Annotated in this window: 11 protein-coding genes; 1 reads left to right on the forward strand and 10 read right to left on the reverse strand. The window is 43.5% G+C overall.

Annotation, left to right across the window (positions count from 1 at the left end; translation table 11 throughout):
- Nucleotides 1-131 precede the first annotated feature (131 nt).
- From AB6E52_RS21460 to AB6E52_RS21505, 10 genes are all read right to left on the reverse strand, one after another.
- Nucleotides 132-1,223 (reverse strand): porin, encoded by a 1,092-nt coding sequence (locus tag AB6E52_RS21460; RefSeq protein ID WP_102321120.1) that lies wholly within the window; start codon nt 1,221-1,223, stop codon nt 132-134.
- Between the two features lies 1 nt (nt 1,224).
- Nucleotides 1,225-1,701, reverse strand: a complete 477-nt coding sequence (locus AB6E52_RS21465) for a hypothetical protein (RefSeq protein ID WP_017060466.1) — start codon at nt 1,699-1,701, stop codon at nt 1,225-1,227.
- 10 nt (nt 1,702-1,711) lie between these two features.
- Nucleotides 1,712-4,915 carry a response regulator gene (locus tag AB6E52_RS21470; RefSeq protein WP_102321119.1) on the reverse strand — a complete coding sequence of 1,068 codons (3,204 nt, stop codon included), beginning with the start codon at nt 4,913-4,915 and terminating at the stop codon, nt 1,712-1,714.
- A 213-nt stretch (nt 4,916-5,128) separates the two neighbouring features.
- On the reverse strand, nt 5,129-5,503 hold the full coding sequence (locus AB6E52_RS21475; RefSeq protein ID WP_017060464.1) for a hypothetical protein: 375 nt from the start codon (nt 5,501-5,503) through the stop codon (nt 5,129-5,131).
- Nucleotides 5,504-5,611: 108 nt separating this feature from the next.
- Nucleotides 5,612-7,750, reverse strand: coding sequence for an ATP-binding cassette domain-containing protein (locus AB6E52_RS21480; RefSeq protein WP_102321118.1), 2,139 nt, complete (start codon nt 7,748-7,750; stop codon nt 5,612-5,614).
- Nucleotides 7,747-9,333: an ABC transporter transmembrane domain-containing protein gene (locus AB6E52_RS21485; RefSeq protein WP_052879653.1), complete on the reverse strand. Its 1,587-nt coding sequence runs from the start codon at nt 9,331-9,333 to the stop codon at nt 7,747-7,749. Before AB6E52_RS21485 ends, AB6E52_RS21480 begins: the two co-directional genes overlap by 4 nt.
- Nucleotides 9,323-10,747 (reverse strand): TolC family protein, encoded by a 1,425-nt coding sequence (locus tag AB6E52_RS21490; protein WP_017069471.1) that lies wholly within the window; start codon nt 10,745-10,747, stop codon nt 9,323-9,325. Before AB6E52_RS21490 ends, AB6E52_RS21485 begins: the two co-directional genes overlap by 11 nt.
- A complete protein-coding gene (locus AB6E52_RS21495) occupies nt 10,722-12,953 on the reverse strand; it encodes a response regulator (protein WP_029235405.1) in 2,232 nt (743 codons plus the stop codon). The genes AB6E52_RS21490 and AB6E52_RS21495 overlap by 26 nt, the downstream gene beginning before the upstream one ends.
- 3 nt (nt 12,954-12,956) lie before the next feature.
- Nucleotides 12,957-14,306 carry an HlyD family type I secretion periplasmic adaptor subunit gene (locus tag AB6E52_RS21500; RefSeq protein WP_017060459.1) on the reverse strand — a complete coding sequence of 450 codons (1,350 nt, stop codon included), beginning with the start codon at nt 14,304-14,306 and terminating at the stop codon, nt 12,957-12,959.
- A gap of 2 nt (nt 14,307-14,308) precedes the next feature.
- Nucleotides 14,309-14,671: a hypothetical protein gene (locus tag AB6E52_RS21505; RefSeq protein WP_016793662.1), complete on the reverse strand. Its 363-nt coding sequence runs from the start codon at nt 14,669-14,671 to the stop codon at nt 14,309-14,311.
- 186 nt (nt 14,672-14,857) lie between these two features.
- Here AB6E52_RS21505 and AB6E52_RS21510 point away from each other — a divergent pair.
- Nucleotides 14,858-15,959 (forward strand): cadherin-like domain-containing protein (locus tag AB6E52_RS21510; RefSeq protein ID WP_372189975.1); only part of this gene is annotated, 1,102 nt, incomplete at its 3' end.

Here is a 15,959-nt window from a genome sequence, read left to right on the forward strand (position 1 = left end):
CACAACGGTATGCTAAGAACAAAAATGCCGTTCACTCTTAAGTGAACGGCATTACCCAATAATTGGTGTCCAACTATTGGGGGTCAGTTCAACCTTGGGCTTTTATTTAATGGTGATTGTCTAATTTTGGGTTAGAAGACGAAACTCAACATGATGGTATAAAGGACGGCATCTTTGTCATCAAAACCAGTAAGTGCGTTGAAATTCTCAACAAAGGCACCGTTTGCTTTACGAGCCTCAAAATATTGCACTTCGCCATTGATGGAGACGTTAGGTAACACATCGTAATCCACACCAATTAGGTAGCTGTTTCCTGTTAGGTGTTCGTGAGAATCAAACTCTGCTCCGTAAACGACGTATGGAGTGAATAAATCTAGTCTGTAGCCCAAACTAGCGTACATCGAGGACGAGATGTCACTGATCTGTCCTTCACTTGTCAAAACAAATTGACCCAGTTCGTATTCTGCTCCTAATGACCAAAGTTGAATGTGTTGGTTGTCTTGTTTGCTACTGAATGGAGCTGTTATCGAAGTCCCAGGGATTGTAATCGTGCCAGAAACGGTTTGATCAAAATTGGAGTCGAGGAATGACAAGTTCCAACGATAGTTTTCACCGCTCAATTGAAGATTGGCACCGAACATTCGGTTGGTTTCAAATTCCAGTTTTGTAGTCGAGTTGAAATCTACGTCATTTTTATCTTTTATGCCGATAAACGGAGTAAGTAAAAGAGTAGCTTCGTCACTGACATCGTGAGTCCAGCTCACTTTTATGCCATTGAAAGCTGTGATTCCGAGAACGCTGTTATACACCTCTGTAGGTGGCCTCGCGGTCATATAGGCTTGGCCTACATAGTAGTACTCAGAGGCAAGGAATAATGGTAGTCGTAATCGACCAATGCTGACATCAAAGTCATTAAATTCATAACCTAAGTAAGCCCACTCTAGCTGCGGCTCACTCCAATCATATTGGGGTGGCTTGACAACTTGCACGGAAGCTTTGAATGAGTTGTAGAAGTAATCGAGTTGAACACCAAATGTGGTATCACAGTCGTAACAGCTCTCATCAGTAAAACCGCGGTTGATGATTAATGGATTATCGTTATCCGATGTTGCCCAAGACGTTGAGCCAAAGCCACTCAAGGATAAATTATCGGTAAGTTCGATATTCGCAAAAGCCGGAGAGGCCATTGAGGCACATAACACTGACGTAATTATTCTTTTCATATTATTTCTCCGAACTTATAACGTAGAGAACGTTGGCATTTTGAGGAACCGAAGAGAGTGGGGAGTAACCAATACGGTTTGGTTTGTCATCAAGCCAGTCGACTAAGCTGTCGGTTGACGCCGTTTTGATTTCTCTTGGATAACGCGCTTTTCCTGAAAAAGATAAACCAGCCCAGTGTGCATTCATTTGAGCGGCATTTTTTCCAAGCAAAAGCTGATAAAAGTCCTCTCTTTCGGCACTGTTCTCAGGCCAATCAGACAGTTCAACACGTTTGCCATTGAGGTGCTTAGTTTTCCCTCTATAGAGCTTTCGCGCTTTGTTTATTGATATCTCTTCAAACCCGGAGTCTAAAGAAAATATGGCATAATCTTCAGCGGCGTGAGCAGGGCTTAGAAAAAGCAAGCTTCCTAATAGCCCTACCGCGACTGGCAACATGACTCTGCGGGGAAGTGTTTTTATTGTTCTAATCCAATCCATGAGGTATCTCCTAACAAGTCGCACTTTCTATTTGATGGAATAGCTTTTCTTTTCTTACGGGCTTCGCTACGTATCCATCCATTCCGGAATCAAAGCACTTTTGAATATCATCATCGATAACACTGGCGGTTAACGCGATAATAGGAGTTTTGCTTAAGCCTTGGTTTTTCTCGTGTTCTCGAATCTCCTTAGTTGCCGTGAAACCGTCCATAACAGGCATCATGCAATCCATCAAAATAATGTCGAAGCTACTGTCGTTCTGGTACATATCAACGGCAATTTGTCCGTTGTCTGCAATTTCAAAGGCATATCCGGCCTTCTTCAGCATGATAGAAGCTACTTTTTGATTGACGCGGTTGTCTTCGACTAGCAAGATTCTCTCTGATTTGCTCGGAATTGCGTTTTGTTCCGCTTCTTCAGGCAAAGTACGTTTGGTCGCAGCCCCGTTGATAATTGGAGTGACAGTTGCAGGTTGTTTCTTAGGTTGAGCTTTAAAGGAAGCTGGTAGTGGCATAGCTTCTACCGCGGTGAGTACTTTCTCTTTAAGCATTTCGAACTTGAATGGTTTTGGTACATAGTCATCCATACCAACGTCGAAACACCTCTGAATATCGTCATCGATGACACTGGCGGTCAATGCAATGATAGGGATGCGTCGCGTCGCTTCCGTTTCTTTTTCAATTCTTCGGATGTTGCTTGTTGCATCAAAGCCATCCATAACCGGCATCATGCAGTCCATGAGTATCGCCGCGTAATGAGGATTAGCGGTGAACATGTCCACAGCTTCTTGACCATTATTAGCGAACTCGAATTCAAAACCACTTTTACCGACATGAAGACCAGCAATTTTTTGGTTGATCTTGTTGTCTTCAACGATGAGGATTTTGTGTTGGATCTCGACTGATGTCTGGCTTGCTTCTGATAGTTCCGCCAAACCTCGAGTATCACAAAGCTCAATAGCTTTAATTAAACGCAAGCCGAGTAGGGGCTGTGCGACTTGTGCAGTAACGCTGTCACCAAGATCCGCTGGCTCACTTAAGAAGGAACGTATCAAACAGATAGTGATGCCGTTTTGGTGCAGCTTTTCTAAGTTATCTGCGTGGGTATTAGCTAGGAATGCGTCATCTTCGGCGAAAACAACAGTAATAGGTTTAGTGTGTTTTTGAGTGGAGAGCTGCTCTGTAATTGCCGTTATATCATTCGTTTTATCGGTAACCTTCAAACCATAAAGGTTAAGGTCGGACTCGATTCGCTCGGAGAGCATGTTTTCGTTACCCAGCACATAAATATCAGCCGTTGCTGTACTTGGTTTTGGCAGTATCAAGTCAACAGGCAATACCAAGTCGAAGTAGAAACAGCTTCCTTCACCTTTGACGGAGTCGAGTTGAATTTGACCACCCATCAGCTCTACCAACTGTGTACTGATGGCTAGACCAAGACCAGTACCACCAAATTGACGTGTGGTTGAATCGTCTTCTTGAGCGAACGGTTCAAATATCTGTTTTTGTTGCAGTGAATCGATACCAATACCCGTGTCTCGTACAGCAAATCGAATAGTGGCATTGTTATCTGCTTTGTTGAGCGTTTGAATTGATAATGTGACGCCACCTTCAGCCGTAAACTTCACCGCATTCGACATAAAGTTCATCAAGATCTGTCTTAAACGGTGATCGTCTATCATCACGCGTGCTGGTGTATCTGGGCTGATATCAACGTTAATCGATATTCTTTGTTCTTTCGCTTTTGGTGCCACAATAGAGGCGATGTCGTATATCGACTCTCTAATCGATGCAGAATGCGGGCTGATTAATAGCATGCCAGACTCAATTTTAGAGAAGTCTAAGATATCGTTGATTAAGCTAAGGAGCAGTTGGGATGAAGTTTCGATCGTATCAACATAGTCACGTTGTGTCGGTGTAAGCGGCGTATCTGCGAGGATTTCCGAAATACCAATAACACCATTGAGCGGGGTGCGAATTTCATGAGACATGTTGGCCAAGAAGCTACTTTTTGCTTTGCTGGCTTGTATTGCGTTGTCTTTCGCGTGTTCGGCATCCTCTTTGGCTCTCTCTGCGTCTTCTTTTGCTACCGTCAATCTCTCTTTCGCGAGCTCTCGTTCGATGGTCAATCGTTCAACTTGCTGAGCAAACAGACTGAGTTCATCTTTACCTTGGATTAATTTATCTAAAGAAGGGCGCGTGTCATCATTTTCGCTTTTTAAGAAAGCTAACACCAAATTAAGGTTGTTAGTGACCTGTCTCGCCAAGCTAAGAGTTAAACCCATAACAATCGCTGCCAGCAAAGCGACGATTGAAATAAACAGGGTTCGTTGTATTTGCGCGTCATAGATGGCTTGCTCAACTTCTTGTTGAAACTCTTGCTTGATTACGCCGCCAAGGCTTTGTAATAAGTTGAGCCGTGCGCTCATCGCTTCTAAGCCGACAGACACTTCTTGTGGCGTCAGTTGGCTGATTGTATTTAGGTCGAGTAGCGCGCTTCTTATCTCTTGGCTTTGAGCAAACACATCATTTCGAAACACTTCAACCATCAAAGAAACTTGATGTTCGTTGGCGTTCAATGAAACAAAGCGCTCTAAGAACAATTGCTGTCTTTCACTCAAGGTTTTGATCTGTTCGGCGAGTTCTGGGTCGTACTCTTGGCTGATTTGGAAGATCTCAATCAGTGAACTACCAAGCTTGAACTCTTCGTTCGACCAAAACATCAACCACTCAAGTTGTTGAAGGGCAGTGAGGTGCTGTTGAATTTCACGTTTAGTGTTTTCAAAAGGGACTTTCTCTACTTCAAGTAACAGTTGCTTGTATAAATCGCTCTGCCATTCGAGGGCATCCAATTTATCGTAAGTGTCAGTCACTTGCATCGTCGATAAGGTCGCTTCGCTGAAATCGGCAACAAGTTGATTCATTTCACCAGATGCGTCTAAAAAAATGATGGGAGACAGGTTTTTAAGTTCTGCCTTTACTTGGTTGCTTTGAGTAGCAAACTCTTCAGGGCTAGAGGCTAAGGTACTTCTATACAAAATAGAAATATCTTGAAGATAGACAGATAACTGATTGGTTCGTTCAAAATCGGTTAACTGAGTCGTTAATATATAAGCCTGTCTACCTGCTAGGAAGAGTAATAATGAAATGGGAAGTAGAACTAAGCCAAAGAGTTTATGTTTGACTGAAAGGTTATTCCAAACCGTAATCGCCATATAAGGATCCATCCAACTGTCGTTATATAAAAACAGTAGAATAAAAATGCCGATATGGAAACTTTGAAACGGTAAATTTTACGTAAGTGTGGGAGAGGTATAAGTTCTTGTGATTCCAGAGCTTATTTTGAAATGCGTTCTTTTATTAGTAATTTATAGCGTTTGGCAGTTTGTTTAATTTTATGCTTATTGATGAATCACTTAAAAAGCTTACTAATGAGGACGATTGTTATCGAGGCTTAATTCGAAAAGAAGTTGCTCTAATACGGTTTTTGCAGAGGGTTCTAATGTCCAAATACCGAGCATTCTGTTAAGTGCGGCGCGATACACTCTGTTTTTTAGTAGGAAGGCGAGTGTGCTCGTATCATTGCTGAATACGTGCATTTGTACGATGGTGAGCTCTGCTTTGTTCTCAATGTCTATTTTCTGAAGATTGAAAGCGGGTAGGAAGGCAGACTCATACCAAACCTCAACGATCTCTCGAAGCTCCATCTCTTCTTCAGGTACATCGCACTCCTGAAGTTGGTGGTTTTCAGGAATTGCGGATAAGTAAGCTACATCAAGCTTGTCTGCAACGAATGTGTACATATTCTTCCTTGTTACCTGTGGTATTGGGGCGAATCATCCCTCTCGTTTATGAATTTGTCAATTATATCCATTGCCCTAAATAGCGAATTGTGATTAAGCGTTGAGGTTTTAGCTTAAGCTGTTTAAGTATTTGTCTGTTAAGCCAAAATATTTCAAATTTCCATCCGGCTCTAACACTAAACTCATGTTTGATGTTGCGATCAAACCAGGGTCGTTAGTCGAAAAAATCACGGTCTTATTCAACAATTTATCGGAGAACAGGCGATTAAAGTATTGAGCGTTTTCTTGCTCTGCACCGTTGAACGGTTCATCAATAATAATCAGAGATTGCTCACAGTTACCTAAGCCGAGTGCCAGACGCAATTTTTGTTGAATTCCATTCGGGAGACTTTTGCATTTATCCACGCTTAACTGAGTAGCCAAGCCTTCCGGAAGCCATTCATCTAATTCGAAGAAGCTGATCATCTCTTGCATCTTGTCTGTTGGAATCAGTCCGTTGTGTAAAATGAAGTTGGTCTCGAGTGAGCCTTCAAAAATATGCAAATTAAAAGGGATGTAGTTAATCGAGGTGCGATAACGGTAGCTATTGAACTGTTTAATGTTGTAACCATCGACAGAGACTGCGCCTTGATAGCGGTCTTCTAACCCAGCAATGATTGAAATTAAGGTGGTTTTGCCGCAGCCCGTTGGGCCACAAATGACCACTTTTGCACTGGGTGGGATTTTGAACCCCAAGTTAGTTAAGCCGGTTGCTGCTCCCGCGTATCGGTGACTGACACCGCTGCCCACGATGCTGCCTTGGAACAGGCGAATAGGCGGGCTTTTCTCTAAGGTTAATTTGTCGTCATTCATCGACATTAAATTGTTGATCTGTGCGGACGAAGCTTTGATCGACTGGAACTTGGAAATTGAGTTATAGATACCCATGATTGGGCCTAACGCTTTCCAAACCAGAATAACGGTCGCGAGCATGGCACCCGCATCAGAAGTACCTTCCATCACGCCAATAACTGCAGTCACGATACTTGCTGTGCCAATCACTTGGATCAAACTACCGCCAGCGGCCTGAATCTTACTGTTCGTTACGGCAACGTTCTCTGCATCGCTGGTGCTTTGCATATGCGATGCGCTGAATCGAGATTGAACGACACGAAGTAAAGGCAGGCCTTGGATAGTCTTGATACCACGAAGAATTTCATTCCATTGATACGAAACCATCGCATTGGCACGCGAACTTTTGGATGTGGCTTGCGAGTAGATATAGCGCGAGTAAATACAGAACACTAACATCAGTATTAAGCCGCCCATCACCACCAATGCCGCTGTACCAGACATCAGAGCAATGGCGATGATAAATACAATCACAAACGGCATATCAAAATAGCTAAGCGTTGATTCTGCGGTCACCAAGCGTCGGAAGGTATCGATATCTTTCAAACGCGCTAACTGAGAAGAGACCCCAGCTGTAGATGTCATCGCATAAGGTAGCCACAGCAGCTTAGATATAACGGCTTGCGAGATGTGCACGGCGAGGTCTTTACCGGAAGTGGCAATGATGTTGACCCGCATTTTCTTAAAGAAGTATTCAGAGAAGCCGACAATAATGGCGAATAAGGTTAGCCAATAGAGTGTGGCTTCGGAGCTCGAAGTCAGTGCGAAGTTATATACACTCATAATAAAGAATGGCTGCAATGCACCGAGAATACTGATGACGAAGCTGAGAATGATCAGGCTTTTAAGTTCATTGTTATAACGATAGAAAGCGTATTTAATCCAATTGCTTCTGTCTTGCGATTCCGGAGGTGGCTCGCGGAACAGACGAGAATATTCGCTAATCGCAATCAGCAAACAGGGCTTTTTGCACATTGGGTATTCAATGGTGTTGTTGTTCGTGTAATCAAACAGCAGCAACTTTCCATCTTTGGTGCCTAAGAAAATCGCACTTAGATTCTCTATTTCAATAAAGCATGGGTGTGGGTGCTTATCGATATTCTCGAGTGTCTTTAGTTTAGTAACATCACAGCGATATCCAAGGCGCTCTATGGTTGCTGTAAAGCTGTCGCCATCTTTGGGTTTTGGAATAAAAGCATCGCTGAGTATTGCGGGTGTGCCTTCCCATTCGAGTGCTATCAGGGTGTAGGCCAAACCACGAATAAGTGGCGATTGACTGTAACGTTCGTCGTATCCACTAGATTCAAAATCCAAGACACGTTGCGGCACATTATTGAAGTCGACTAGGATACTCATTGGTCACCTCCGGTAAGTTTTACGCGTTTGAGGCGGTGATTAAGTTTGTCCATTTTATTGCTGGCGATGATCAATATTTTGTCATTGGCGCGATAAGCCGTACTGGTGAGAACGACTCTCGCAAATTCCTCATCAAAGACACAATCGATGTCATCGAATATCAATACACGCTTACTGGCGAGCAGGGCACGAACTAATAATAAGGCGTAGCCAACTTGGCGAGAGAATGGGTTACGCATATGGCCTTTGAGTTCTGTATAAAACCCGGCAGGAAGCCCATCAATTTGCGCTTTGATGTTCATGGTTTCACACAGTGCAAACGCCGTGTTATTCAAGCTTGGTCGGAAACAGGTCAGGTTATCGATAATCGTCCCTTCTACGAACGAACTGGTCTTATCAACCATCAGAACACTGTTACGCCAAACGTTGTAATTGACGTCATCCAAAGGCGTGTCGTTAATCATGATATCGAGTTTGCTATCACTGTTCTGACGCGTAATACAGTTAGCGAGGTGGGTCTTACCTGAACCACTTTTCCCTGTCAGCAAATAGGCTTGTCCGAGTTCGAACTCGATACGCTGCTTTTCAGAATACTTAACCGAAATACGTTCAACTTCTGTTGTTTCATGTTGGTGTTCAACAGAGGCGGCCAATTCAAGGAGGTCAGCGATACGTTGGATATGGAGTTTGTTTAACTCCCAGCGGCTCGCGGTTCTCATTACCTGTTGATATGGCGCAAAGTAACGGTTGGTTAGCATGATGATCGCGGCCATGATGCCTTGACTCGATTCCATATTGATTACGGCAGTCGCCAAGACCACAACAACGCAAGCAATGGATAGCTGTTGGATGAGCGCCAAAATCAAGCCAAAGTTCGACTCGATTTGCTCATATTTGATGTTCTCCACTTCACGCTCTTCGACCATTTGTGTCATCAGGCTTTCAACGCGGTACTCCATGTTTCGCGCTTTAATATCAAGCGGGCTAGAGATGATCTCAATGATTTTGGAGGTAGTTAACCCTTCGATGTCTGACTTATTCTGCAAGCTACCAATTTTCTGTTTGGAAAGACTCCAAGCGAAAATCGCTAAGACAGCCGAGGCAATTAGAAGGGTGATACCAGCCCATATGTTAATGAGACCGATGATAAGTATAGTAATCACGCTAACAGCAAGGTTGATAAGCGCTCGAACCGATTCTCCACCAAAGAAGGTCTTAAGTTCAGGAATGGTTGAGATTCGTTCTAGGTATTCGCCTGGTTCCAAACGACGGAATTTAGATATTTCCGCCAAACAGATGGATTGGAATACCTTGTTGGTTAGGTTGGTTTCAAACTGCCTCATGATAACGGAAGATATCTTCTCTTCCTGACTTTTTAAGTGGTAGTCGAGGAAGATGGAAATCAAAATAATCGCGAACAATAAGAACAGCGTATCTTGTGCTTGGTTGGGTAACACTCGGTCAAAAATGATCAGAATAGAGAAGGGCAGTACCAAACCAAACAGGGTCGATATTATCGTTGAGAAAGTCAGATAACACTTATCTGCCATGTTGATCTTTTGCGAAAACTGCTCAGTTTGCATTGTGACCTCCTTTTCTCAATGACTCCGTTGAGAGAAGATGTTTTGGCACCAAATCTTGATTGTCGCGACCTTCAATATCACTCATTAATTGCATCACGCTTTCGATAGATTGAATTGAGAGTATTCCCTTAATTTGCTCAAGCTTGATGGTCTCGATGATGTAGTCGTATCGTGCGCTTTCATAGTCTCTTAACGCGCTGAACAGCTTACTTTCCGCCGCCAGCAAGTCGGTGATGGTACGCGTGCCTAATTGGTAGGCTCTTTGGATCCCTTTATAAGACGCGTAGTTGGCGCGAATGATGTTTTCGTAACTGCTTATAGATTGCGAGAAATCGTTAATGTTGAGCACGGAGGTATTCACACTGTTACGTGTGGTGTAAAGCGAATCTTGGTAAAGCAGCTCAGTACGTTCGATGGCCGTCGATGATTTTTGATAGCCGTAGTAATCAGAGCCACCAGACAAGATAGGAACTGCTAGGTTTAACCCAACACTGGTTGAGTTACTTTCGCCTGTCGCTGTAATGTCGGTTTTGTCGAAGTTATTGGCGTCATCGTGTCGATAGCTGGCTGAAAGCGATACTGTCGGTAAGAAGTTCGAACCGCTCTCTTTTAAGCTTCTGCGGCTTCTCTCGACGTTTTTCTTAGCCACTAACAAGTCGTTGTTGAGCTTTAACGCTTGATCCATGATTGATCGTTGTTCGGTTTCGTTTATCTCTTTTAAAGGCACACTTTCGTAGATATCTTGAGACGGAGTGATAGGGTATTGAATCTGAATCGATAGCCCGTTGAGAATGACGCGACGGTCTTTCTGCAAGGTTCTCAATCGATTCGACACACCTTCTTTCTGAGCAATCACTTCGTAAAGCTCACTGGCGGCTGTATTGCCGAGTTCCACATTGCGTCGCATTTGATGTTCACGCGTTTCGGACGATTTAAGCTCTACCTTGGTCGCTTTAATTTGTGCGTTGTTTTTCAAATACTCAAAGTATTGAGAGCCGATTTCTGAAATAGTGCTTTGGATTTTGTTCTCGTGTTTAATCTCTTCAATGTTGAAGTCGAGCTTTGCCGTCCCATATTTGAAAATATCGCCCAGATTGAAGATCGATTGAGAAAGGGAAAGGCTGTAGCTGTTCGAGTTATAGCTTGAAGTTTCATCAGGCACACTTGATAGCAAGGTTTCATTTTCATTCCATGTGGTATCGGCAGCACCATTGAGGGAAGGAAGAAATTTTGAGCGGCTGATACCAATGTTGTACTCGTTTTCTTCCACGCCCTTATCACTAGCGCGAAGAGACAGGCTGTTTTGCAGGCCGAGCTCTACCGCTTCAAGCAGGGTAGTCGCCGATGCTGAAGGTGTCGTGCTTAATGTAAGCGCAGCTATGATGCTGCTAGTTAAGTTTTTGTACCGCCACATACTTGTTGATCACCTTGATGATTTGGTCGCTTTTATAAGGTTTGCTGATTACGTAATCCATTCCGGCCTCAATACAAGCCTGGTGTTCGTTACTGCTGGTCAATGCGGTTGCACCTATGATGGTACAAGGGTTTTTCTCGTTTTCTTGTTCGAATTGGCGAATGCGTTTTGTGGCTTCGATGCCACCCATACCCGGCATGATGCAATCCATGAAGATGATGTCAGAACGCTTGTTCATAAAGTGCTTCACGGCATCGGCGCCATCGCCAACCATGTCTGGTTCATATTCTTGTTTGGTCAAGATTCGTTTCAGTAAAATTTGTTGAACTCGGTCATCCTCTACGATAAGGAATGAGCTGTTTTCCATCTGTTCTTCCGATGCTTCCGCTTCCATAATGGTGAGTAGGTTTGGAATGAACTCGTAAGGGATAGCAGGAGCGTTGATGATTTTGTCGACGAAGCTATGACACTCTTGTGCTTGCTGAGTGTTGGTCACTGACAACAGTAACTTGGTATTTGGGTGGTTCTTAAGCTGAGATTTCACCGTCTTGCTCAACGACGGCAGCTTGTTGGGTTCAAAGGTATCAGTCAACATTATCGCATCGTAATCACCGAACGTTTTCGCCGCTGAGAAAAGCTCATTTGCAGTGCGAATCTCGGTGATATCAAGCCCCAAGTTACTGAGCATTTTCTTCATCACATCGATGCGAACTTGAGTATTAGCACACAAGAGTAAACGCTTGCCATCAAAGCGAGTTTTCTCTGTGTGGAAGTTCTTAGCCTTAAGATCAAGCTCGATCTGAAAACGTTCCTGAGCCCCTGACTGGAACCAGTGGCTCTCGTAATATCCGTAATCCTTCAGAACGCTTTTCGCTAAGTCATCTGTGCTGGCTGTATGGTCTTTGTGTGCGCTCCAATGGAGTTTGTTGAGCTTGGCAACAGAAACATCCAGTGTTGATAAGAAGTTGAGGTTGATGGTGACACGGGTATTTTCCATGTCTGAAGCCGCACCCGATTCAATCGTTACAAACAGTTTCTTATTTGATTTGAGTTGAATAGCGTTAGAAAGTTGAAGGAACAGTATCCAGAATAAGCTGGTGGATTGGCCTGCAACACGATTCGGTAAGTTGTCAGAGATAAAACAGTCAAGTTGGCTTTCATTACGTTGTACTTTGGCACTGATATGAATCATTAATTCAGATAACACGCTCAGTAAAGAGAACTCTTTCGACTTGCTTTCCGTCCCCTGTGATATCAAGCGATTATAGTTTTCTGCTAACTCAGATAGTGTGCTACACGCAGAGGTAATATCGTTCGCCATCAACACGCCGTTTTCATCGGTTTCTTGAACCAGATATTGGACACCACCGTTGATGGTGTTTGTAATTCCGCGAATCTCATAACCGATCAGCGCATACAACTGTTTGTAGAGATCGTTATTGCGCTTTTGGTCTTCTAATTTACTGAAAATAAGTTTGAGATGAGAGTAAATCTGACGCTGCTTGGGGTTGATGCTAACTTCATTAAGAAGCTCTTCAAGACGTTGTAAATCTAGCTGCTTCAGCTCTTGATACAGGGCATCGAATTCATAGTCGATTTCGCGTTCGTTAGAACTGGATTTCTTTAGCTTCAACATAGCAACTGAGTTGGATAGAATCGTAATCACAGCCAATATCACGACCACCATAAACAACCAGATAAAGAACTCGTTTTTTTCTGACATTAAGTCATTTGCATGGTTGTTAAACATGGTGCGATAGTTGTCGTCCATCTGCAGATAGTTATTGGTCAATGAAAGGTACAAGCCTAATACGTCGTTACGTGTTTTTGCGCTATCGGAGAAACGATTAATCGCCAATTCCAGTTGTGTGTATTCAGTTGCCCCAACCAAGCTGAACTCGGTTTTGTTCAACGAGGCTAAAGAGCGAAATTCATCAATTTCAAGCTTCAAGTTAACCAGGTTGAATTCGTTAGTGCCGCAAGTGTTGGTACTTAAACATTGTTGCAGAGTTTGAATATCTTGTTCTATGGTCTGATTAAGCTTCTGGGCTTGTATGAGCAGTGGGGCGCTTTGCACTTGTGCGACTGAATCTATTTTTGACCAAGAAAAGTATAAATAGAAAGCGAGCGCAGCCAATACCACGCTAAATAGTATGCTTAGACGTAGGGCGGGTATGGAAATATTGTACGAAGGTTTACCGCTCATTGATTATCTCTCATCGAAAGCATCCTCGATGGCTGACATCACCGGTTTCGCAGCGTATTCGATCACGCGACGCGAGCCTGTTTTCACATCAGCGGTAAACTCCATGTAAGGTGATAACTTGTATTGAGTGCCTCCTCGTTCAAGAAAGTTTCGGTCAATTTCAATCTCAGCTAAATAGAATTCAGCGTCTTCTTCTTCGTATGATGAACGGCTGATTGAGGCGATGGTTCCCTCAACAAACCCGTATTTTGCAAAGTTATAGGTATCCATTTTTACTTTCACTGCCTGACCAATTTCGACAAATCCCATGTCTTTACGTGGGATCTTCGCTTCACCGTGTAACGAATTATTTATTGGGGCAATATCGGCGATACTTTCTCCTGGCGGAATCACAGCAGAACGGAAATTGAAGTGAAGTTTATCGACCACACCATCGACTGGCGAGTAGACGACTAGGCGATCAACCTTGTCGGAATGCTGCGGTTGTAAGATTCGCTTTAGCTTGAGGTCTTTGTTCGCTTGAATGATTTGTGCTTGGTACTCAGAGTTTCGATTCTCAACCAAGTCACGGTGTTGCTTTTCCAGTTTGTCGAGTTGGAAACGCTCATTCATCACAGATTCGTCAAGGTTCTCAATCTCACGCACCATATTCGACTCTTGTACTTTCATGTTAAGAACGTCGACATAAGACGCCATCTCTTCTTTATAGAGGGTGTTTTTGATGTTGAGCTGCTTACGTATCAGAGAGAGTTGATTCTCTGAACTTTTGCGACGCTTTAACATTGAACTGATCAACGAGTTCTTGTGCTTAATATCGTGTGTAATGAGTTCTTCATTTGAACGGTTTTTAGAGAATTCTTGTCTCCAGGTATTCATGTTGACCTGAACTTGCTCAGGGTATTTCTCAATGAAAGCGTCGAAGTTAGGCTCTATCATGTCGCGTAAGCTTTCATAACGAATCTTATCGAGCTCTATCTGAATAATTTCAGTATTGACGGTATCAAGTTGAGTGTTACGGTCAAGTGAGCGTATTCGAGCGATAGGTTGGCCCTCATAAACGACTTCCCCTTTTCTGACTAACAATTCTTCTAATATCCCGCCTTCTAAATGCTGAACTTTCTCAACATCCGATTCCAATAGCAGTTCGCCACGTACAGAAACAACAATATCGATACGTGCTTGTGACGCCACCGCAATAGCGACCAAAGCGAGCAAGAATATAATGAGCAACGTTTTGTGAACGCTGGTCATGGCACTAGCAAGCACAATAGTGTCATCAGCTGTGACCTTAGAAGCCTCGTTATTGGAAACGAGTGCTTTTCTGAGGTGATGTTCTATTTGGTTATTGCTCATGACTACCTCGATGACTTGTCATCTATTACTTCCTTAATGTCCAACAAGTGATTGATTTGTCGATTGACGTTGTGCAATTCAGTTTTTACATCCTCTAAAAGATCTTCAGGTGCAGGGAATTCGTGCTTACTCAAATGTTCCAATTTGGCCATTTTGGGTGGCAAGTCTTGATCACACAGTAAAGTTAAGATGGTCTTTAATCTCTTTGAGTAGTTGTTGAGTTCATCAAAACGGTCACTTTTATGGAGCGTCTCTATGTTGATCGCTGCGTCTGAAAAGTCCTTATAAAAATCGCCTAGTAGCAATTGAAGCCCTTTGTGGTTGTTGTCGATTGAACGCAGCAAACTCGTCATGTCTATCATCATTCCACCGCCGTAATTGCTTTAATCACAATAACTAAGGATGTTTAAAGGTAGTTTTCAAATTTTTTTTGATTCTTTATGTATAAAAAGAAAAATATGAAAAATGTTGTATAAAAACTTGGTTTTTCAAAATGGTGTCCTTTAATGCCTCTAAATACGATCAGTTAGCTAGTAGCAACGGAGGCTGTAATGGCAGGCGAAAATAACCAAAACAACCAAAATGAAGATCTCAATGACGCGGTAGAACAAACGGACACGAACGACGCGGGTACGCCCTCCCAACAGCAGAATCAACAAAATCAACAAAATACGATTGCGTCGACAATAGCGACGGGTGCTGAAAACACGGATGCGGCCGACGAGGTTAATCAGGCTTTAGAAGACAATCCGAGTGGCGCAGGTAATGCTGAAGATGCGTCGGCTTCTGGTGCGGCTGTTCAAGAAGAGACGCCAGAAAGCGATGGAGATTCTGATGCAGCTCAATCCAATGTAGTCGGTGGTGCGGCTTCGGAAGCTGGCTCGGACAATGCTGCTGGCAGTGGTGGCGGTGCTGGAGCGGGCGCACAAGCTGTAGGTGGTGATATCGCAGAGGCTGCGACAGGTGGTGTAGACGCTGAAGGTAATGAAGAACAAGGCCAAGCTGCGCGTACTTCAGCAGCGCCGAGTGCGACATCTTCAGAGTCGGGTGACCAACAAGTTGGTGATGAGCTAGATTCACAAACAGTAGAAGAGACGTTTGCAGTTGATGTTCAAGCTTCTGACGAAGAGACCATTAGCGAAGTAGAGGATGACTTTGATTCTGAAACGGTAAGCGAAACGTTTAAAATCAAAGTGGAAAGTGAAAATGATACGCCAGAAGCTGAACAAGATCTGGCTTACATCATGGATGAAGATGGCTCCATAACATTCACTCAAGAACAATTACTCGAATACGCAAGTGATGTGGATGGGGACGAGCTTGTTGCTTCTAACGTTCAAGTTGGTGATGATGCAACAGTTCAAGACAATGGTGATGGTACTTTCACCGTTGTTCCTTCAGCTGATTTTAATGGTGAACTTGACCTTACTTTCGACATCAGTGACGGCCAAGAAACGATTAGCAGCGCAATTGATTTAACGGTACGCCCGATTAATGACGCGCCTGTTCCTGAAGATAAAACGTTTGAAATCGAGGAAGACGGAACTCTTGTATTCACCGACGCTGACCTCCTTTCTGGTGCGACAGACATTGAAGGTGACAACCTAACGGTTGAAGGTGTGACCTACGACGGTGGCGACGGTATTCTTACCG

The sequence above is a fragment of the Vibrio sp. 10N.247.311.13 genome, assembly GCF_041467595.1.
GTDB lineage: Bacteria > Pseudomonadota > Gammaproteobacteria > Enterobacterales > Vibrionaceae > Vibrio > Vibrio crassostreae_C.